Below are 22381 nucleotides of genomic sequence, written 5' to 3'. Positions count from 1 at the left end.
CTTATAACACCTCTTCCAACTGATCAGCCGTTTGTTGGCTGTATTCGGTGGGGGTTAGACCAAACTGGGCGCGGAAAGCCCGACTAAAATACTTCGGATCGCTGAAACCGACAGCGAAGGCGATTTCGGATACGTTTGCTTTGCGCTGTTTCAGCAAAAGTTCTGCTTTTTTCAGGCGGGTTGTACGTATCAAATCAATGACCGACAAACCCGTCAGCATTTTCACTTTGCGAAACAAAACCGGACGACTCATCCCCATCTCGCCAACCAGACTGGTAACGTTAAATTCAGGATCGTTGAGGTGCGAATCCAGAATGGTCATCAACTGATTCAGGAATTTTTCGTCGGGGTGGTCCAGTTCCTGGGCCTGTGGCTGTAACGTAATGAGTTGATGATATTTGGTTTTCAACTGCTCCCTCAGCAGTAGCAGATTACGAACTCTAGCCTGGAGTAAAACGGGCTGAAAAGGCTTGGTTACGTAATCGTCAGCGCCGGTTTGCAGGCCTGTTAACTGACTGTCTACCGCATTTTTTGCCGTCAGCAGAATAACGGGAATGTGATTGGTACGCTGATCGGATTTGAGGTGGTGGGTTAGCGAAAAGCCATCCATCACCGGCATCGACACATCAGCAATGATCAGATCAGGCAATACGTGCACTGCCTTTTCCCAGGCGATTGCCCCATCAGCGGCTTCAATTATCTGGCAGGTTTCAGAAAATAAATCCCGGATATACGTTCGGATATCGTCGTTATCATCAACAACCATGATTAATGGCCTGTCTGAATCTGGCAAATCGTCCGGGCCCATTTGCCGATCGGTCAAGTCAGCAATCAGGGATGGCAGAAGCGATGGCAGCGGATGCTGCTCAGGCAGCGATGCTTCAATTTTTTGATGAGCGAAATCAGGATTGGATAGCGGAAGTAAAATGATGAAGCGTGTAAACCCCTCTTGTCCTACCCGTTTTTCCTGGCTCTCGACGCTTATTTTCCCTTTGTGCTGCTCAACAATATGCTTGCTGAGTGCCAGCCCCAGGCCAAATCCAGAATCACGCGTTTTCGTTTGACCAACCTGATAGAACTGGTTGAAGATGCGGTCCAGATCGTCCGCCGGAATGCCACTACCCGTATCTTCAATCGTAATTCGTGCATGGCCATCAGTGCCAGATAACGTACTGCATTTCTGTAGACGAACCGAAATTGTGCCACCCGTTGGCGTAAACTTAACCGCGTTCAGAAGCAGATTATAGACTACTTTTTCAATTTCCCCAGCGTCGAACCAGGTCGGTAAAGCAGACACTTCCGACTCATTGGTCAGCATTATCTGACGAGACCGGGCATGATCATGAAACGAGTCTGTAATGTTACTTAAATACGCGACCAGGTCGGTTCGTCTCCATTGCAACTGAATATTCCCGGTTTCGTGCTTTCTGAAATCAAGGAGCTGATTCAGTAATCGTAACAGCCGATCGGTGCTTCCCCGCATGATGGATACTTGTTTCCGAACAAACGGATCACCCGCGTACTGGTCGGCCAGGACGTCAATAGGACCCATCACCAGCGTTAGTGGCGTTCGGATCTCGTGGGCGATCTCGGTGAAGAAGTTCAGCTTCAACTGATGGAGTTCCTGTTGCCGGGCTTTCTCGGTATGTTCAACTTCCAGTTCATGCGCCAGTTTCAGTCGATTTCGGTTGAATAGGGACCAAAGCTGCAATAAGCCCAGAAAGGTTAATGCGTAGAGTACATAAGCCCAGGTCGTTTTCCAAAAAGGCGGCAATACCCTGATTTTCAATTCCAGCGGTTTCGAATTCCAGATATTATCATTATTAGTGCCCTTCACTTGAAGCACATAATCACCAGCCGGCAGATTCATGTACATAGCCCGGGGTTCGCTCACGTAGTTCCAGGCTTTGTCGAAGCCCAGCAACTTGTAGGCGTACCGGTTTTTGTCGGCGTTGATGTAATTGAAACCGGCAAAATCCAGCGAAAACACATTTTGTCGGTGCGTGAACGTAAGGCCCTTTTCGTAGTTTATACCCGACTCGCCGGCGTTATCGGATGATAGGCTTGTAACCGGTTCATTGAACAAGCGCAGTTGGGTGAATGCCAGCGGGTGCACAATGGTGTTACTACGTATGCGGTCAGGATGAAAGCGGACAATGCCATCATACCCCCCAAAATAGAGGTTACCATGCCCATCCTGGTAGGTCGAATTGGTTGTAAATTCTTTACAAACCAGCCCATCGTATTTATTGTAACTTGAAAATAGGGCCCGATTAGGATCAAATTGGGTTAGTCCCTTGTCGGTGCTGATCCACAGATGTCCCCGGCTATCTTCCTGAATGCCAACAATAGTGTTACTGATTAATCCCTGCGCCATTGTAAAGTGGCGAAATGTCTGTTTACCAGGCAATAGCACGTTTAATCCCCCGTCGCGTGTGCCAATCCAAAGTCGGTGCTGACGATCTTCGAGAAAACAGCTAACGTAACTAACGCTGATCGACGTCGTATCGTTGTCGTCATGAACAAAGCGGACAAATGTTTCCTGGCCTGGCTTTTTTTGGAATAAACCGTTTGTTGTCCCAACCCACATAGTCGCTTTGGTATCAATCAGCAACGAGATTAAGTTGCTTGAACCAGGCGATATAGACCCCAGTGGCAGTTTTTCAAATGATTGTGTTTTTGGGTCGAATCGGCAGAGGCCACCCAGGTTTGTGACGACCCAAAGCGTTCCCTGCGCATCGCGTTTGAGGTCATAAATACGATCATTGGGTAACGAATGCGGATTGTGCGGTTCATGCCGATACTGCGTAATTTTTTGCCGACGAAAATCCAGATAGTTGAGTCCTTTTATCGTGCCAATCCAGAGGCCATCCGAACCATCATTTAACAGACATTTTACCTTATCATTCGTCAATGATTGGTTGTTCTTCGAATCATGGGTGTAGTGCCGGGCGATGCTTTTATCGGCGTTAATCAGGAAAAGGCCCCGATCTTCGCTGCCTATCCAGAGCTGATTTGGCGTATGGGCAGGCAGCATAGGCCCCGCAATTTTAAACGGTGTCCTTCCCTGCTGGTCCAGCGGACGGAACGAGCCGAACTGTCGGGCCAACGGACTATACAAATCAACTCCGCCATAGTACGTGCCAACCCAGAATGAGCCATCGCGGTCCCGAAATACCGACCGAACGGAATTATCGCCCAATGAACTTGGATCAATTGGCTGGTTGGTCAGTGCCTGAAACAGGCTTCCGTCCTGCGCCACAATATAGAGGCCCGACATGGTGCCCACCCAGAAATCGCCTTTTCCATCGGGCTGTATGGTTCGAATGGTCTGTGTACTCAAATCAAGCCCAGCAATGGGGTTCCAGGAAGCAACACGCCCCAGCCGTTTATCGAACAAAGCAATACCATTCCCCTCCGTGCCAATCCACAGACGTCCCAGCCGATCTTCGGCAATCGTGTTGATTCCATTGGTTGCATTGTGGTATAATGAATCAGTGGGTTTCAGGTAATAATGCGTCAATTGAAACTTCCCTGACGATGTAGGGTGGAGTTTGGTTAACCCGCCTGCTGTACCCACCCACAAATCCCTTTTCTGATCCTCAAACAATGTTCGGACGTGCTGATCATTCAGGTTATGATGATCCTGCGTTACGTCTGTCAGCTTTTCAATTCGGTCGGGATTGTTTGCTTGCAGCCGATAGAGTCCCCCCTGGGTAGCCACCCAAATACGTTGCTGGTGATCTTCAAGCAGGGAATTAATGGTGGAGTCAGGGAGTCCGTGAGCAGCAATTCCACCCGCCGAAATACGCTGAAAATCATCCTGCTCGGGTCGGTATAGCGCCAGCCCTTTTGTAGTGCCGATCCACAAACGCCCCTGTTTGTTCAGCAACAGACTATTGATCGTATTGGATGCGAGGCTATGTTTATTCCCAGGTTGATTTTGGTAAACGACCACCTTACGAGAGTCGTAGCGGTTGAGCCCATCGCGGGTTCCGAACCACATGAAACCTCGGGTATCCTGTGTGATGGCATACACGCTGCTCTGGGATAACCCTTCGTCAACGGTAAGATGGCTGAACGTTTTTTCCGTTATCTGGCAGGTGCCGGGCGGTGCGAAAAAAAGAATGCATATCGCGCCCAGCCATAAAATATACGCACGTTTTGTATAACTCATTTTAGCCTTTCTACGCTGCTCTGAATCCAGATTATCCTGCTTTCCGGTTCACTACAGTTAGACCACTAAAATGCATATTTAATACTATTTTTACTCTATAAGTCTAGTATAAAAACTGGATATATCAACTATTCGGGTATCGATAAGGGCTAGTATTAACACCGATTTTGTCGCCCAGCCATCCGAAGACCTATCCTAAGGTCTGTAGAAAGAGACGGTAGTTGTACTGGATGGGGGCAGATTCATGCAGGAAAGCCAAGACAGTGGCGTACCCATAAGTAGTGGGCCTTCGTTAGCCATGATCTGCCCAAATCACATCTATAGCCTATTGAAGATGCCAACTTCATATACTTTACAGCATTCTCTTTGTAACGGAATTACTGAGACACGCTATTATTCTCTTTACTTTGTTAATTATTAACCTAATTTTGCATTATAAAATTAATAGTTAATGATTCAAGTTATTAATCGGGCCCTGGATTTATTAGAACTAATAGCTAACGATCCTGAACAACCAAAATCTTTGGGAGAACTAGCTGATGGGCTTGGCCTGAACCATGGGACTTGTGCCAATATTTTGAAAACCTTAGTAGCACGCGGTTATGTAGAACAGGTAGCGGCTAAGAAAGGCTATATACTCGGTGCGAAAGCATACACGTTGACCGGCAACGAAGCGTACCAAAAAGATTTGCTCGAAGCAGCTCGTGAGCCAATGGAAGTATTAACACAAGCGGTTAACGAAAACTGTTTACTGGCAGTACTCAAAGATAATCAGCGAGTTGTCATCCATCGAACGTTTGCCGAGCAGGATTTACAGGTACGCACTGCTGATCTGAAACCCGTGTACGATTCGGCTTCTGGGCGACTCCTGCTAGCTATGTTGTCCCCAGAAAAACTACAGCGTTTCATCAGTAAATACGGGCTGCCTTCTGGAGATTCCTGGCCTGAAATACAGTCCGAAACTCAACTGATTAATGCCCTGGCACTCATGTGTCGGGATGAGTTGGCGCTGCAAACAATTCCGAATCGGCACGTTATTGGGCTTGCCGTTCCAATCTATAAAAATGGGATTGTGGTGTCCAGTCTGAGCATTTATTTACCTGAGTATCGGTACATGGCTATGGATAAGCAGGGACTTGTTCAAGACCTGCGTAAATGTGCTAAATCTATCAATAACAAGTTGATATAGAGATATATAAAATAAAATACAATCAAGGCTTCGGCCTTTTTTTTATGTCTATCCAGTTATGTGTTATCAATATCAAATGCAGTTTTCTATGAAAAATCAAGAAATTATTTGGAGTTAACCCATAAACTGCATTAGTATTGCAATAGAATAAAATTGATTTTTATAATATAAAATTAATTCCTAAATCTTATGAAATATTTTACGTTTACGTGGCTGATTGCCTGTATGACGACGCTCTGTGCATCCATGAGTTGGGCACAATCCGTCGTCGTATCCGGGCAGGTAACCGGCGCGAGCGATAAGGCTCCTCTACCCGGTACAACAGTGTCTTTTAAGGGCACAACCACCGGCACCACTACTGATGCTTCCGGGAATTATCGAATCACGATTCCCAACCCCGCGAATGCTACGTTGGTCTTTTCGTCAGTAGGTTTTTTAAACCAGGAAATTACCGTTAAAAACCAGTCGACAATTAATGTTGACATGGCGGCCGATGATCGGCAACTCGACGAAGTAGTGGTGGTTGGGTATGGCACTGTCCGTAAATCAGACCTGACGGGTTCGTTAGCACAGGTGAAAGGCAAGGAAATCGATGCGTTTCCGGCTACGAACGTATTACAGGCGCTGTCGGGTCGGGCACCAGGGGTTCAGGTGACGCAGAATACGGGCGCACCGGGTGCGGGCATTAGTGTTCGCATTCGCGGAACAAATTCCATTCAGGGCAGTAACGAGCCGCTTTACGTAGTTGATGGGTTCCCAACGTCGGGGAGCAATCCCACCATCGTTAACAATTCTGACATCGAGAGCATTGAAATTCTGAAAGATGCGTCGGCAACGGCTATTTATGGATCGCGTGGGGCCAACGGGGTGGTGATAATCACAACAAAACAGGGTAAAGCTGGTAAAATGACCGTCGATTATGAGGGTAGTTACAGCATTCAATCGCTCCGGAAAAGGCTCGATTTAATGAATGCGAAAGAGTATGCAATGTTCTATAACGAACAGGCCGCCAATGATAAAGTAACGCCTTATTTCACACAGGATCAGGTTAATAGTTTTGGCGATGGATACGACTGGCAGAATCTGGTATTTCAGAAAGCACCCATGCAAACCCACAACCTGACGGTTAGTGGTGGTACCGAGAAAACGCGATTTTCGGTCGGAGGAAGTATTTTCAATCAGGAAGGAATAATCCGTGGAAGCGATTACAAACGTTACTCACTCCGGGCCAATATTTCGACGGACGTTAGCAAAAAGTTTAATCTGACCTACGGCGCTACATTGACAAAAATTCTGACGGGCCGCCAGAATTCGGGGGGTGGTAACCGGGGAGGTACGTTAATTTCTGCTGCTATTTCGGCCCCGCCAACGCTTACTCCCTATAATGATGATGGCTCGTACAGGGTTCTGGCAACGGCCTATCCATTTATTTCCAATGTATTGATCAATCCCCTGAATTACCTGGAGCAGTTTTCCGATAATGTCGATGCCAACCGGATACTGGCCAATGCAGCATTGACCTTCAAGCCGTTCGATGGGTTATCCATCAAGATTTCAGGGGGTATTGAAAACAGCGATGACCGTACGGATACCTATACCACTACCAAGTTTGTCAATTCGCAGGGCAGTGCGAGTGTTTCCACAATACGGGGCATGAGCCTGCTCAGCGAAAATACTATCAGCTACATCAAAACCATTGCCCAGAAGCACAACATTTCGGCTGTAGCTGGCTTTACGTATCAGAATTTTTTAACCAAATCTTTGGGGGTATCAGGCGTAGGCTTCTTGAGTGACATTACCGAGACGGCCAGCCTAGGTTCGGCGGCTACGCCCGGAATTCCTGGTGCAGCTCCAGATACGCCGGGTTATGCGCTTAGCACACTCCTGTCGTATCTGGGTCGAGTCAATTATGGCTTCAACAATAAATACCTACTGACGGCCAGCATTCGTGCTGATGGTTCCAGCAAATACAGCGAAGGTAATAAGTGGGGTTATTTCCCGTCGGGCGCACTGGCCTGGCGTGTATCAGAAGAGGCTTTCATGAAAAACATATCATTTATGACCGATCTGAAAGCACGTGCGAGTTGGGGCTTAACGGGTAGCCAGGCTATCAATGCGTATGCTACGTTGAATAATCTGTCGGCCGGAAAGACCGTTTTCGACGATGCACTATATAATACGTTCGCGCCGGGAACACAACTGCCCGGAAACCTGAAATGGGAAACGACAGAGCAGATTGATTTTGGGATTGATGCTGGTTTTTTGAATAACCGCTTTCAATTAACACTCGATTATTACATCAAAAACACCCGCGATCTGCTCAATACAGTGCAATTACCGAGCGGATTTGGTTTTACCAGCACCATTCGGAACGTAGGGCAAATTCAGAACAAAGGGCTGGAGATTGCCCTGTCGGCCCGAGTGATCGACAAAGCCTTTAAATGGGATCTGAACGGAAATATTGCGTTCAACCGCTCTAAGGTCGTAAAACTCAATGGCGGCCAGGATATTCTGGGTGGAAGTGTCGGTGTTACGTTGATTAGCGATGCCGCGAATCTGCTGCGTGAAGGTCAGCCAATGAGCGTGTTTTACGGCTACGTAGAGGATGGATACACCGATCAGGGGCGAGTAAAATACAAAGATCTGAACGGCGATAACGTCATCAATCAGCAGGATAAAACCATTATTGGCAATCCGAATCCTAATTTTATTTATGGGTTGAACTCAGTCATGTCGTTCAAAGGATTTACCCTCACCGCATTCTTTCAGGGGACGCAGGGCAACAATCTTGTCAACGTCAGCTCAATCAACAATACGCTTGACTACGGCTTTGGTCTAAACATGCCGCGCGAAGTGTACCAAAATCACTGGACGCCCACGAATCCAAATGCGAAGTATCCGGTTATCTCCCGCGCCAACAGCTACAACTATTCGAATCGATTTGTGGAAGATGGTTCTTATCTACGCCTGAGAACCGTTCAGTTAGCCTACAACTTACCCTTACAGGCACTGGGTGTCAGCTGGATGCGTACGGCACAAATCTACGCCAGCGGACAAAACCTGCTGACGGTAACAAAATACTCCTGGTGGGACCCCGAGGTTAACTCACAGGGAGGAGCGAACTCCATCGGTCAGGGCATCGACCATTACAGTTATCCTACGTCTAAATCGGTCACATTCGGGATCAGGGTTGGGTTTTAAAATCAAGGAGCGAAAGAGTGAATGAGTGAAAGAGCGGTGGACCAGCATTCCGGCTGGCGCACCCGCAAGGGCTTTACATTCATCCTTCCACCGCAACCGGGGACCACTCTTTCGCTCATTCACTCTTTCGCTCTTTTAAAAATCATGAAAAAGATATTATTCGTTCTCCCGGTGCTTTGTTTGCTCCAGTCCTGTAAAGAGGAGTTGATCGAAAAGCCCAAAGCCGTGGCTGTAGAAACATTCTACAACACAGCCAGTGAAGTAGAAGCGGCCGTTAATGCGGCTTACGCCCAGCTCCGGGCCGTCAATGGTATTACGGGGCAGTTAGGCGCTCAGCTCGAAGCGTATACAGATTATAGTTATGGCCGGGGCAGCTATCAGGTGCTGAGTGATTTCCAGGGGCTTAATAGCACCAACATTCCACGTACCGACGATGGCTGGCGGCTGTTTTACCTCAGCATTCGTAATGCGAACCTAGTCATTCAGAACGCCCCCAAAGGTGCTAGCATTAGTAAGGCCGACGTAACGAAATACGTTGCCGAAGCAAAATACCTGCGGGCGTTTGCCTACTTCTGGCTCGTTCGTAACTGGGGTGGCGTTCCGATACGTACCGAAGCGCAGTTGAACGAACCAAATGTGAAACGTAATACGGCCGATGAGGTATATACACTGATTCTGAGCGATCTGAAAGAAGCGGAAGCGAACCTGCCCGATAAAGGGGCGCAGGTAGGCCGGGCCACCAAATGGGCGGCTAAAGCGGCTCTGGCCGAGGTGTACTTTACCCGAAATCAATATGCCGAAGCCCGCGATAAAGCCGATGAAATTATCAAATCGGGGGCCTTTTCGCTGGTTCCTGTAACGACAGCGACCGAATTTGACACGAAGATTTTCGGGCCAACGGTTGTTACATCTACCGAAGAAATCTGGTATCTAAAGGAAACACGGCAAAACGACCAGGGTATGTATCTGGCCATGTTTGCGCACCATCCCGGCTCAAAATTGCATGGGGCGGGTGGCTTCTACGCGCACTACAGCGATACGCAGACAAACCCGGTTATCAAAAGCTGGGATGATAAAGATCTTCGCAAAAGTGCCTTCTGGTATAGTTGGGATATTGGGTTGGGAAAAACCAGTATTCTATGTAAGAAATTTTCAGATCCGATAGCTGCAACCAGCACAGGTGCCGGTAATGATTTCCCGGTTTATCGATACGCTGACATTTTGCTGCTCTACGCGGAAGCGGCCAGTCGTGCGGGTAACGGACCAACGGCTGCGGCTGTGGAAGCGCTCAATCAGGTGCATCGCCGGGCCTATGGTAAAGCGCCTGTAACGGCTTCGGATGTCGATTTCAAACTGGCTGATTATACCGCCACTACGTTCAGTGATCTGGTGCTGAGAGAGCGGGGTTATGAGACTCAGTACGAAGCGAAACGCTGGCTCGATCTGAAGCGGCTGGGAACGCCCAAACTGAAAGAAATCATCAAGGCGGCAACCGGCAAAGACGTTGCCGACAAACATCTCTTCTGGCCCATTCCGGTCTCCGAACTGAATTATAATACGGCTATTGTTCCCACCGATCAGAATCCAGGATACTGATTTGAATGATGAATTAAGAATGATAAATATATCTGTATTTGATAGTAGCGAGTCGATTCTATTTATCATTCATCATTCTTAACTCTTCTTAAGCCCTTGTACTAATGAAAATAAGGTTTATCCATTCAGTATTCTGTCTATTGATTGCCTTTACAGCAAACGCAGATGGCTTTACTCATTTTATCACCAGAGATGGCGATCAGTTAAAGGATGGCAACAAGGTGTTCAGGTTCATAGCTGTAAATACGCCAAACATTAACGGGCAATACGACGGCTATAAAAATACGAACCCCGCAAGTGGCTATATCTACGACCCAATAGAGCTTTCCTATGAAATGGAAGCCCATTTTAAGGATATGGCCCAAATGGGCGTTACAACGATTCGAACCTGGGGAATCACCATTGACGATGGTTCGGGAGAATTTGAAGCGTTAGTTAACGGTCCTCGCTCCTACAATGAGATGGCATTCCGGCGCGTCGATAAGATGCTGGAATTGTGCAATAAGTACAAAATCAGGGTAATTCTTTGTCTCGTCAAAGAGAACAAGTTCTGGGGCTCTACAGAATCGTTTAGCAAGCTATACGGGGGCGGAGATTATTACCAGACTCCGGCCGTAAAAGAGGGTTTCAAGGATTTACTGCGTGTGTTTGCTAACCGAAAGAATCAGTTTACGGGCCAGATTTACAAAAACGACAAGGCCATTCTGGCCTGGGAGTTCGGCAATGAAGTACCCAACAGTAAGAGGGCGTGGATTGCGGAGATGGCCGATTATATGAAAAGCATTGACCCTAATCACTTAATCGCCGACCCTCGGCGGGCAAACGGTGTGGATCAGATGAAGGAAAACGTAAGCGATGTGCTAGCGCATAATACGAAGATAGATATCGTAAAAACCCGACAGTATCCCAACTACAAAAACAGCGTAACCGAACTCTGGAATGAATGCAAAGGAAAACGCCCCATGATTATCGATGAGTTTCAACGGCTGGAGGGTTTTGAAGATGTGCTCAAGCAGGTTTGCAGCACGGGCACCAGCGGAGCGTTACTGTGGAGCCTGATGAAACCGCAATATAGTGGTGGAATTGGTGGTCATGCCCTGTTTCATGCCTATGCCTGGGGTGGCAGCCGCTGGCCCGGATTCGATAGTGGGGATTACTTCAGGGAACGGGGAAACCTGATGATGATCAGATCCTATGGCTACAAAATCAGAGGTGAACACGTACCACCGCTACCAGCTCCAACGGACGCCCCCTATTTATATCCCAGTGTACGGAACGATGCGGTGGCGTTAAAATGGCGTTGTTCGCCGGGAGCTAGATACTACGTTGTCGAACGGGCCACTTCGGCAAAAGGTCCCTGGCAGACTATCAGCGGTGATTTAGACATTAGTTATCACCTGTATTTTTACCCATTATTTACCGATAACAGCGCGGTTCCGGGCAAATCATACTATTACCGCATTACCGGCAAAAATGAGTCCGGTATCTCTCCCGCTTCGAATACAATAGGTCCTTTATCACCTGTCACCAGAATGGTTATGGATAACCTGAAGGACTTTTCATTCACCTATTCCCATTCCGAAAACCTCAGCATTAGCACAGAATCATGGCCAAGGCTCCGACAAACGGAAGAGGATTTTTTTCAGGCTGAAAGAGCCAAAGGAAGTAGTTCGGGCGAGCTGGTGTATAGCGCCGAGGGGTTGAAGTGGATTGACGTTTTTTCATTTAGCGACCGGATAGATAGTATTGAGTTGCTCTACTCAACGAATGGGACTTCCTGGAATTCGCTACCCAAAGGGGCAATCATCAAAAGCCACCGACCGGCCTATCCAAGCCAGATTTCAAAGGAAAAAGACAACCCGGTTGATAAGTATACATACGCTGTCCCTGCGCTACCAAATGGAACAGTCGCGGTCAAGATCGTGACCGGGAATGCGCAGGCCGACAATACGTATCCCTGGATTGCGCGGGTTCATATCGGCTTCAACGGGTCATTGAAAACAACAAAATAAGCTCAATCAGGTGATCAGAATTTTTGAATAAGCCTGCCCATTTCTAATAGGTTGACAATTTATGATGAAACACATTCTCACGGCTACAGTTCTGACTTTATCGGCACTTCAGGCCTTGGCCCAGCTTTCCGACGACTATAAAAATCAATGGGGCGATCCGGCTGTTCAGCAACGCATTGCCGACGGTATCCGCGAAAATAGGATGGGCGCCTTTACGATTCGGTTTACCGACAAAGAAGGTAATCCGGTTTCGCCGGGCGAGGTTTCCCTGACGCTGACGCGCCATGATTTCTACTTCGGGGCCAATGGCTTTATGGTGAAAGGATTCAAGAATCCGAAGGAAGATGCGCTCTATGAAGAGAATTTTGCGAAACTATTCAATTTCGTGACCATCCCGTTTTACTGGCCTGAACTAGAGCCGGAGCCGGGCAAACTGCGTTTCGGTAAAGACAGCCCGTATAGCTATCGTCGGCCAGCTCCCGACGTCGTGCTGGAATTTGCCCGAAAATATAACATTACCCCCAAAGGTCACACGCTTGTGTGGGATAACCCGCGCTGGTCCATCCCAACCTGGTTGCCGAAGGACGAAAAAATCATGGAGCAGAAAATCAGCAAGCGCCTTCAGGAAATCGGTACGCGCTATGGCCATGATATTCAGATCTGGGACGTAGTGAATGAAGTAACCGACCGCCACCCCGACGTGCTGATGCCCAAGGATTTTGCACTCAAGGCGTTTAAGGAAAGCGAGCGGCAATTTCCAAATAGCAATGTGTTTACGCTCAATTTCACCACGGGTATCTGGGGACGAAGCAACAAGCGCGAATACAGTGCCGATTACTTGCTCATCCAAAACCTGTTGCAACGGAACGCTAAAATCAACGCCATCGGCATGCAGTTTCACAACTTCAGTGAGCCTGAATATGAGCAGATTTTGAAGGGTAAAGCCATGACGCCCACTACGTTGTTCAATACACTCGACCTGTATTCTGATTTCAATTTACCCATTCACATTACCGAAATTACGGTGTCGGCTTTGACAGAAAAAGGTCCTGAATATCAAGCCGTCATGGCTGAGAATTACTACAAATTGTGGTTCAGCCATCCTAAGGTAGAAGGCATTATCTGGTGGAATCTGCTGGATGGTACAGCCGCACCAGCGGCCATAAAACCCGACGGAAGCATTGTTCCCGGTGAAGACAAATGGAAAGGCGGCCTGTTGAACCGCGACTTCACCAAAAAGCCAGCTTTCGACGTATTAGACAGGCTTATCAATAAGGAATGGCGCACGAACGTAACGGCTTCGCCTAAAAATAACGCGGTAAGTTATAAGGGTTTCTACGGTACGTATAAAGTAGTGACGCAACGTAACGGAAAGAAATACGAAAAAGACGTACAGTTTCCAAAAAGCGGCACACGCACGCAGGTAGTGGTACTGGACTGACGGCAGGATAATCATATACAACTTGACTTATAAATTGAAAGGATGAAAAGCTCTTTTCGCATTCACTCTTTCGCTTATTTTCTCTTTCGCTCATGAAAATTATTGACATCCGCACGCGCTGCGTGGCCATTCCGCTGAATGCCCAACTCCGTCATAATACGGGCGTGCATCCCGGCTATTTCCTGCGTACTATTCTCGAAGTTTTTACCGATGAGGGCATCGTCGGGCTTGGCGAAGTAGGCGGGGGCGATCAGCGGGGAGCGTTGCAAAAACTCAAGCCACGAATTGTAGGTGAAGACCCATTTCATCTCGAAAAAATCAAGCTGAAGGTACTCCGCAGCATTTATTATATGTCCAATGCGCGGTTGTATGCCGCCATCGAAATGGCCTGTCTCGACATCCAGGGAAAAGTGCTGAACCGTCCCTTAAGCGATCTTCTGGGTGGTCGCGTTCGCGACGAAGTGCCCTTTATTGCCTATCTATTCTGGCGCTACGACCGTCCCGGTGGAGGACACGACGAAACAGCCGAAGATCTGGCCGACTTCTGCGTAGAACTCCATGAAACGCTGGGGGTCAATTCCATGAAGCTGAAAGCGGGGGTAAAATCCCCGAAAGAAGAAGCGCGGGTGCTGGAACTCTGTCGCCAGAAACTGGGCGATGATTTTGGCCTCCGTATCGACCCGAACGGCCTCTGGTCGGTGCAGACGGCGGTGCAGATTGGGCGTCGGCTGGAAGATCTGAATATCGAGTATTTCGAAGATCCGTCGTGGGGACTGGAAGGTAACGCAGCCGTTCGCAAGCAGATACGGATTCCCATTGCCACCAACATGTATCCAGCTAGATTCGATGATCTGGCTCCCGCCATTCGGATGGGTTCGGTCGATATTGTCTTGACCGACCTTCACTATTGGGAAGGGCCTCGTGGAGTGAAAGATCTGGCGGCCGTCTGCAATACGTTCAATCTGGGTGTTGCCATGCACTCTGGAGCCGAATTCGGTATTGAGCTGGCAGCCATGATCCATACGGCGTCGACCATTCCGCAAATGAACTTCGCGGGCGATGCGCACTACCATTACCTCACCGACGATATCATCGAAGGCGGACTGATGAAGTACGAGAATGGGTGCATCAAAGTACCGACCGGTCCCGGCTTAGGCGTAGCGCTGGATGAAGACAAGATGAAGCATTACGAGAAATATTACGAAGAAAAAGGCGATTACTACGCCCGTTTCCATCAGGACCCCTACCGACCCGATTGGTTTCCGACGGTGGGTGGAATGTAAATAATAGAATACGGATTCTTACGATATTTTACGATAAGGCATGATCATAAAAATCATAACTATCTGCCGGTCCGCCGACGCGGTTCCATCAGCAAAGAACAGATGCGACTAACTACTCAAAAAGCACTGATCACCGGAGCCTCACAGGGAATCGGTAAAGCCATTGCCTTGCAACTAGCCGAAGAAGGCTGTGAGGTAGTGATTCATTTTTACGAAAACCGGGAAGATGCCCAAACCGTAGCGGAGACGATTCGACAGAAAGGTGGCACGGCACATCTATTGCAGGCCGATTTGCAGGAGACAGGACAGGCCATCCAACTGGGCGAACATGCCTGGGAGATAGCAGGTGGATTGGATATTCTGGTAAACAACGCGGGTGTTTCGTATAAAAAGCACTTTCTGGACGTAACGGAAAGCGATTTTGAGCAATTCAACAACGTCAACTTTCGAAGTACTACGTTCCTGACACAATCGATTGCCCGAAACATGGTGAAGCATACCGTAGCGGGCAGCATCTGGACCATTACGTCGGTCAACGGCATTCGACCGGGACTGGGACTTACGCTTTATGGAGCCACGAAAGGTGCACTGGAAACGCTCATGAAAGGCGTAGCGATGGAACTGGGGCCACACAATATTCGAGTCAATACGTTGGCGATTGGCGCCGTGCAGACCGACATCAATCGGGGCGTCTGGGAGAATCCGGCTTTTCTTCAGGAAGTAGCCGACGGCATACCCGCGGGACGATTGGGCCAACCCGAAGAAATCGCCAACGTACTGGTCGATTTGATTGCATCGGGCAGCTACATGACCGGCTCGACCATCACCATTGACGGTGGTTTATTGCTGATGCGGGGCTATGGAAAACCGAAACCTTATGGAGATTCTTAACCTCAATCAAAGATGAATAAAACTATTCTTTTCATTCTCAGTCTGCTACTGCTGGCGCACCTCGTTTCGGCTCAATCCGATACGACAGCCCCGAAACTTTGGCAGCCTTACCGAATTACGCCCCGAACAGGAACGCAACACGTATCACTGTCGGGCGATGGCTGGGAGTTGTCGCATACCGATCAGCCCATAACCGACCTGAACGCGCCCCGGAAAGATGCGTTTCAGACGACCATTCCGAACTCGGTACATTGGTCCTATTTCAAGGTTGGGAAGTTGCCGCATCCCTATTACCACAAGAATTCCGACCAGTATAAGTTCATGGATGAGAAGGCGTGGTATTACCGAAAATCTTTTCCCACACCCGCCAGCGCGAAATCGGGCAGCTACGTATTCCTATGCTTCGATGGGGTCGATTATTTCTCGAAAGTCTGGCTGAACAGTACGTTGGTCGGTGTTCATGAAGGCATGTTCGGCGGACCATCGATTGAGGTTAGTAAGCTGCTGAAGACTGGTGGACAAAATGAACTGCTGGTTGAAGTTCGGGCGGGCAACTGGGGCAATAAAGCCACCGATTACGAAAGCCTTCCCCGAAATAGCAATGGCGAATACATGATTGAGAAGCGACAAGGCTACAATCCACGGGCCAGTGGCCGGATTATCAAACCGTGGGTAATTTCGGGGAGTTCGGGGTGCGAAATGTTTTTCAGTGTGGGCCTGTGGCAGGATGTTCGGCTCGAAATTGTGCAGCCCTACCACCTCGAACGGCCCTATCTGACCACTACGTCAATCCAAAACGGGAAAGCAACACTCCACTTCGCGAGTGAGGTGCTGGCCGATACGAATTCGCTTGCGTATCAGTTACACCCCTGGAAAAACGCCCAGATGCACCATTACGACGGGCGCGTTCCGGGTACTACATCATCCAATGCAAATTTATCCGTGTTGGTTGAATTGGTTGATAAAGCCGGAAAAGTTGCCTTCACGCAGGAAAAACCATTCAAGGCGTTCAAAGGACGGACGTGGTTTGAAGACGATTTAAGCGTAACGAATCCCAAACTCTGGCATCCGAACGGGTTAGGAGAAGCCAATCTATACACGGTTCGGGTAGCCCTTAAAAAAGATCGTCAGCTTGTCGATCAGATTCAATTTCCGTTTGGCATACGTACCATCGAGCGAGTTGCGTCTGCTGGTCCGCGTAACACCGACCGGTGGGAAAACTGGCAGTTCGTGGTAAATGGCCGGAAGTTTTTTGTGAAAGGCATGAACTTCACCCCGCAGGACGTACTGCTCGAAACGTCCAAAGATCGCTACCGCTGGACGCTTGAAGCCGCCAGGAAAATGGGCGTTCAGTTGATACGTATCTGGGGCGGTGGTCTTTTGGAAACCGAGCACTTCTACGACATCTGTAACGAGCTGGGCATCATGGTTTGGCAGGATTTCCCGATTGGCAACCAGGATACACCGCTTTATCCGCAGGACATCTGGGAAGCGCAGGTTGTGCAAACTATCGTTCGGCTGCGGAATCATCCATCACTGGCGGTTTGGTGCGGTGGTAACGAATTCAACCCCTACTCCTACGGCAACGCGGCTACCATGGGCATTCTTGAACGCAACATCGACATTTTCGACAAGTCCCGACTCTACGTGCGCACTACGCCTGACGATGGCAGCCTTCACACCTACCCCGACATGGACCCGACCTGGTATGGCGTGGGCTATAAATACGAACCCTGGATTTCGGAAACGGGCATGCACTCGATGCCGGAAGCTACTATGTTCTACGAAACCGTTGACAATAAGGAGTTCACGGACTTAGGAAAAATGTGGGATAAAGAGTTCTACAAAGGCCACAATGAATTTATCCATCATTTTACGGAATACGGCCCCAGTCGCGTACCGCGCATGTTGAGCCGGGCGTCGCACATTACGGACATGGCCGACCCAACCCTAGAAGCCGTTACCGAAGCATCGCAGGTGGGAGCGGGTGAGTTTTATCAGATTTTCTCCGAAAAAATGCAGGGCAATTATCCCGTTACGTCGGGGCTGATGCCGTGGGTGTTCAAGCGCCATTGGCCGGTAGTTGCTATTCAGATGATGGACTGGTTTGGCAATGCGGGCGCACCCTACTATTTCCTCAAACGTACCTACGAGCCCACGCACGTAGCCGTCGACATTTCACGCTTACTCTGGAAGCCCGGTAAACATATCAAGTTGCCCGTGAACGTAATGCATTCGTTACCAGAGGCAATACCGGGCGCAACGGTTTCGGTACAGGTACTCGACGATACGTTCAAACAACTCTGGAAACAGGAGCAGAAAGTGACCGTAACGGCTGGTACGTCGGTGAGTTCTGCTAATCTGGGCGAATACGTTATTCCAACGAATTACCGCGACCGCTACGTACTCATCGTTGCCGAGTTGCACAATGGTTCAGGCAAGCTTTTGTCGCGTTCGTTCTATTACCCGCGTAGTCTGTCGATGCTCGAAAACGATGAGTTTTATCAGAAATACATCAGCAATCCGATTCCCTGGCCCACGCTTGATAAAGGACCGTTTCTGAAACCGACCGTTGCCAAAACCGCTACGTCGCTGACCGCTTCGGTATTGAGCCAGAAACCAACGGGCACCGACCAAAGCCAGCTTCGGGTGAAGGTTACGAACACCGGAAAAGCACCTGCGTTTATGGCGAAGCTAGACATCGTGGGCACGAAACGGGCCATTGTGGCATCCGACAATTTTACCTGGATAGCGCCCGGCGAAACGCAGGAGTTCGACCTGGACGTGATTTGGCGCGAACCCGAAACCCGTTCGAAGGCTAGCCTCACCGTCAGTGCCTGGAATGCCACTCTCACAATTGCTAAACTCCCTTAACCATGCTTGAATCACCGCCTTCGCTTACTAAAAAACCAACCGGCTTCCGCTGGGAGTTGCTGACGTTGCTTTGGCTGGCTTTCTTCCTGAATCAGGCCGACCGGCAGATTTTCAGTGTTGTGCTACCTCTCATTCGGAAAGACCTCGGCCTGACCGATGCGCAGCTCGGCCTGATTGCGTCGGCGCTGGTTTGGACGTATGGGCTGTTGGTTCCCATTGCCGGGTTCATCGGCGACCGATTTTCGCGCCGGAATATTCTCGGATTTTGCCTGCTGTTCTGGTCGTGCGCTACAATGCTGACGGGTTTTTGTTCGAGCATGGTGCAGTTTATAATGCTACGGGGTGTGGCAACGGGTGGAGGTGAAGCGTTCTACGCGCCGTCGGCCAATGCGTTGCTGGGCGAGAATTACAAAGAGAGTCGCTCGTTTGCGCTCTCCGTTCACCAAACGGCGGTATACTTCGGGATTATCCTGAGCGGCATTATCGCCGGATATATTGGCGAGCATTACGGCTGGCAGAAAGCATTCTATCTATTTGGTAGTCTGGGGATTGTGTTAGCGATTGTATTCTTCACCCGGATTCCGAAAGACGTAGTAACAGCAACCGTTGAAACGCGGCAACCGATGCTGGCCGAAATTGGCGAAACGGCCCATATCGTTATTCGAAAACCAACGGTCATCATGCTCACCTTGGGCTTCGGCTGCATGGTGTTCGTCAACGTTGGCTACCTAACCTGGATGCCATCGTTTCTAGTCGATAAGTTCAGCATGAGCCTGACCGACGCCGGTTTTTCGTCCCTGTTTTATCACCACCTCGGTGCGTTTTTAGGCGTACTGTCAGGCGCTAAAATCGCTGATTACTATGCCAAAACTAATCCTCGTAGTCGGCTGATTGTTCAAGCATTGGGACTGCTGCTTGGCGCGCCGTTCATCTACGGCATCAGCATGAGCAATACGCAGCTGCTCACCTACGTAGCGTTGTTTCTATTTGGCATTTTCCGGGGCTGGTACGACTCCAACATTGTAGCCTCACTTTACGAAGTGGTATCGCCTAAAATCCGGTCGTCGGCTTACGGACTAATGCTGGCCTGCGCTTTTCTGATCGGCTCGTTTGCTCCCTACTTATTGGGTGTTTTAAAACCAACGCTGGGACTGACGACTGGGCTGGCAAGTCTGTCGGGCGTGTATGTGCTTGGGAGTCTGTTTCTCTGGATCGGTGCCTTTGTATTTTTCGACCGGGATAAAGAACCCAGCCTATGAACCGACGCCATTTTATCACCCAGTCAACCCTACTCAGCGGCCTGATGATGACCAACGCAACACATGCTCTATCCGCGAAATCGGATTTACTTTCCATTCCGAACCTGTTGTGCCTCTGGGACTTTGCCAGAAAACAGCCGCTACGTTCAAAGGGAAAATATACGTATCAGCTACAGGAGCCAACGAATAAAATTCCAGTGGTGAACGATGGAGTTTTGTCAGAAAATTCACTCGACATCAAAGAGCACGAATACCTGACCATTCCCCGCGCCGACTGCCCCGGCTTGAACATTCGGGGTGAAAACGCACAGGTAACAGTACTAGCCTGGGTAAAACGGCAGGTCAAGAGCCGCGACAATATCGAGTGTGAAGCTATTGCCGGCATGTGGAACGAAACCCAGAAAAAACGGCAGTACTGCCTGTTTTTGAACATTCGGCTGCACAACAGCAAAAGTCAGGTGTGTGGGCACATTTCGGGTGTGGGTGGCCCTACACCCGGCGAAAAATGGTGCATCGACGTATCGATTGGGCAAACACCCGTTCGATACGATGAATGGACGTTTGTGGCGATGACCTACGATGGACATGTCATTAAATCGTACCGCAACGGTCAGTTCGATGCCCGTGCTGACCGCAATCCGTACCCATACGAAGGCGGCATTTTCGAGGGTGGTGCTGATGGGGCCGATTTTACCGTTGGGGCTGTTCATCGATTGGGCGCAATCGGCAATGATTTCGTCGGGCAACTTGGTGGGCTAGCTATTTTCGACCGGGCGCTGTCGGCGGATGAAATTGCGCAGATTCATGAGCAGCATCCACTGCCAAAACCATCGGTTGCTACGTTGGCAACCGGACTTAACTTTCCCGAAGGGCCTGCTTTTGCGGCTGACGGCAGCTTGTGGGCGGTTGAGCTGAAAGGCGAAAGTCTGATTCAGCACAGGCATGGAAAGCTAAAACGCTTCCATGTGGGCGGAGGTCCGAACGGCATCGCTATCGACAAACAAGGGAAAATATGGTTTTGCGATTCAGCGCAACGTAGCATCCGGCGTTTCGATCCAGTTACTGGAAAAACAGAAACCATTCTGGACAAAATCGACGGAGAACCCCTTAACAAACCCAACGATCTGGCCTTCGATTCGGTAGGCAATCTGGTTTTCACCTGCCCTGGCGAATCGCGTCAGGAACCAACGGGCTACGCTGTTGTCCGAATGCGCGACGGCTCCGCTAGAAAGATAACCACGGAGAAATACTTCCCCAATGGTCTGGCATTCAGCGCCGATGGCAAAACGCTGGTGCTGGCCGAAACCTACAAACATCGACTCTGGAAAGGCAACTGGAATCCAGCAACCGGCGAATGGACGGACGCGATTGTCTGGGCTACGGTTGAAGGACCACAGGGTCCCGGCGGGCCTGATGGCATGGCGTTTGGCGAAGATGAAAATCTCTACGTAGCGGTCTACGGAACTGGCTTAATCCATGTCGTTTCGCCGGAAGGTAAGGTTATTCAAAAAATCAACGTAGCAGGCCAGCATCCAACCAACTGCGCTTTCGACCCATCGGGCAAACTAGGGTTAGTCGTGACCGAAGCTGAAAAAGGGCAGTTGCAACAGGTAGTAAAGAACACAAAAGGAATTACATTATTCAATTGATTATAAACAAGCTAAACGAAAAATCATGAGTGTCGATCAGTATAAGAAAGAAATCGGGTTGATGAATCTGGAGACGTTGATCGAAAAGCGTGAAGGCGTTTCCGACACCACGTTCCCTATCCCCGAAAAAGAATTACTGCAACGGTTTGAACAGCTCTACACCGGGGCGGTCAACGACGTTATGCGCGAATTTTGTCTACTGAATCAGGCGTTACCTGGCCATATTCTGCCACTCCGCGAATACCGAACCGTGGCAGGCTTTGCCTTTACCGTAAAAAGTGCGCCAAACGCCATGATTCGGGGTGAAATGGAATTCCGTACGCAAATGCTGGAAGAAATGGGTGAAGATGCGTTTGTAATCTGGGATACAACCAGCGATAGCAAGGCCACGCTTTGGGGGGGCGTTATGACGGCTACGGCGAAAGGCAAGAAGGTAAAAGCGGCCTGTATTGACGGCGGTATTCGTGATACTCATCAGATTCTGGAAGCCGACTTTCCAGTATTCTACAAGTATCGAATCTCAAATGGTAGTCTGGGACGATGCCTCATTACGCATTATCAGGTCACGATTCAGATTGGCGATGTAACCATTAAACCAGGCGACGTAGTACTGGGCGATATAGACGGTGTGTTGGTTGTTCCGCGCGACATTGCGTATAACGTACTGATGCGTGCCGAGGAAATTATTGCGAACGAAAAGATGATTTTCGGGTGGGTGCACGAAGGGAAATCGATTCAGGAAATCACCGAGAAAGGTGGGTATTTTTGAGTAGAACGGCACGCCCATTTTCTCCTAGCTGTAAGCAACA

The 22381-nt window shown here is 49.3% G+C and carries 12 protein-coding genes; 11 read left to right on the top strand and 1 reads right to left on the bottom strand.

Going from position 1 to position 22381, the window contains the following annotated elements; translation table 11 throughout:
• Nucleotide 1: 1 nt before the first annotated feature.
• Complete coding sequence (locus BM202_RS06735) at nt 2–4177, bottom strand: hybrid sensor histidine kinase/response regulator transcription factor (RefSeq protein WP_143100645.1); 4176 nt, start codon at nt 4175–4177, stop codon at nt 2–4.
• Nucleotides 4178–4628: 451 nt separating this feature from the next.
• Between BM202_RS06735 and BM202_RS06730 the strand changes: the two genes are divergently transcribed.
• From BM202_RS06730 to BM202_RS06675, 11 genes are all read left to right on the top strand, one after another.
• A complete protein-coding gene (locus BM202_RS06730) occupies nt 4629–5366 on the top strand; it encodes an IclR family transcriptional regulator (protein WP_093824277.1) in 738 nt (245 codons plus the stop codon).
• Nucleotides 5367–5555: 189 nt separating this feature from the next.
• Complete coding sequence (locus BM202_RS06725) at nt 5556–8567, top strand: SusC/RagA family TonB-linked outer membrane protein (RefSeq protein ID WP_093824275.1); 3012 nt, start codon at nt 5556–5558, stop codon at nt 8565–8567.
• Between the two features lie 144 nt (nt 8568–8711).
• Entirely contained in the window at nt 8712–10163 is a 1452-nt protein-coding gene (locus BM202_RS06720; protein WP_093824273.1) for a RagB/SusD family nutrient uptake outer membrane protein, read from the top strand.
• 104 nt (nt 10164–10267) lie between these two features.
• On the top strand, nt 10268–12175 hold the full coding sequence (locus BM202_RS06715; RefSeq protein WP_143100644.1) for a glycoside hydrolase 5 family protein: 1908 nt from the start codon (nt 10268–10270) through the stop codon (nt 12173–12175).
• A gap of 61 nt (nt 12176–12236) precedes the next feature.
• Nucleotides 12237–13616, top strand: coding sequence for an endo-1,4-beta-xylanase (locus tag BM202_RS06710; protein ID WP_093824269.1), 1380 nt, complete (start codon nt 12237–12239; stop codon nt 13614–13616).
• A 92-nt stretch (nt 13617–13708) separates the two neighbouring features.
• Nucleotides 13709–14899, top strand: a complete 1191-nt coding sequence (locus BM202_RS06705; RefSeq protein ID WP_093824267.1) for an enolase C-terminal domain-like protein — start codon at nt 13709–13711, stop codon at nt 14897–14899.
• Between the two features lie 102 nt (nt 14900–15001).
• Complete coding sequence (locus BM202_RS06700) at nt 15002–15790, top strand: SDR family NAD(P)-dependent oxidoreductase (RefSeq protein WP_093824265.1); 789 nt, start codon at nt 15002–15004, stop codon at nt 15788–15790.
• Between the two features lie 12 nt (nt 15791–15802).
• Entirely contained in the window at nt 15803–18664 is a 2862-nt protein-coding gene (locus BM202_RS06695; protein ID WP_093824263.1) for a beta-mannosidase, read from the top strand.
• Nucleotides 18665–18666: 2 nt separating this feature from the next.
• The gene (locus BM202_RS06690; protein ID WP_093824261.1) at nt 18667–19923 is read left to right on the top strand and encodes a spinster family MFS transporter; all 1257 of its coding nucleotides are present in this window, start codon (nt 18667–18669) and stop codon (nt 19921–19923) included.
• Nucleotides 19920–21572, top strand: coding sequence for an SMP-30/gluconolactonase/LRE family protein (locus BM202_RS37775; RefSeq protein ID WP_218160523.1), 1653 nt, complete (start codon nt 19920–19922; stop codon nt 21570–21572). The genes BM202_RS06690 and BM202_RS37775 overlap by 4 nt, the downstream gene beginning before the upstream one ends.
• Before the next feature lie 25 nt (nt 21573–21597).
• Nucleotides 21598–22341 carry an RraA family protein gene (locus tag BM202_RS06675; protein ID WP_093824259.1) on the top strand — a complete coding sequence of 248 codons (744 nt, stop codon included), beginning with the start codon at nt 21598–21600 and terminating at the stop codon, nt 22339–22341.
• Nucleotides 22342–22381 lie beyond the last annotated feature (40 nt).

The organism is Spirosoma endophyticum, assembly GCF_900112365.1.
Lineage (GTDB): Bacteria > Bacteroidota > Bacteroidia > Cytophagales > Spirosomataceae > Spirosoma > Spirosoma endophyticum.
Note: the sequence above shows the minus strand (reverse complement) of the source record. Positions and strands in the feature narration are given on the sequence as shown.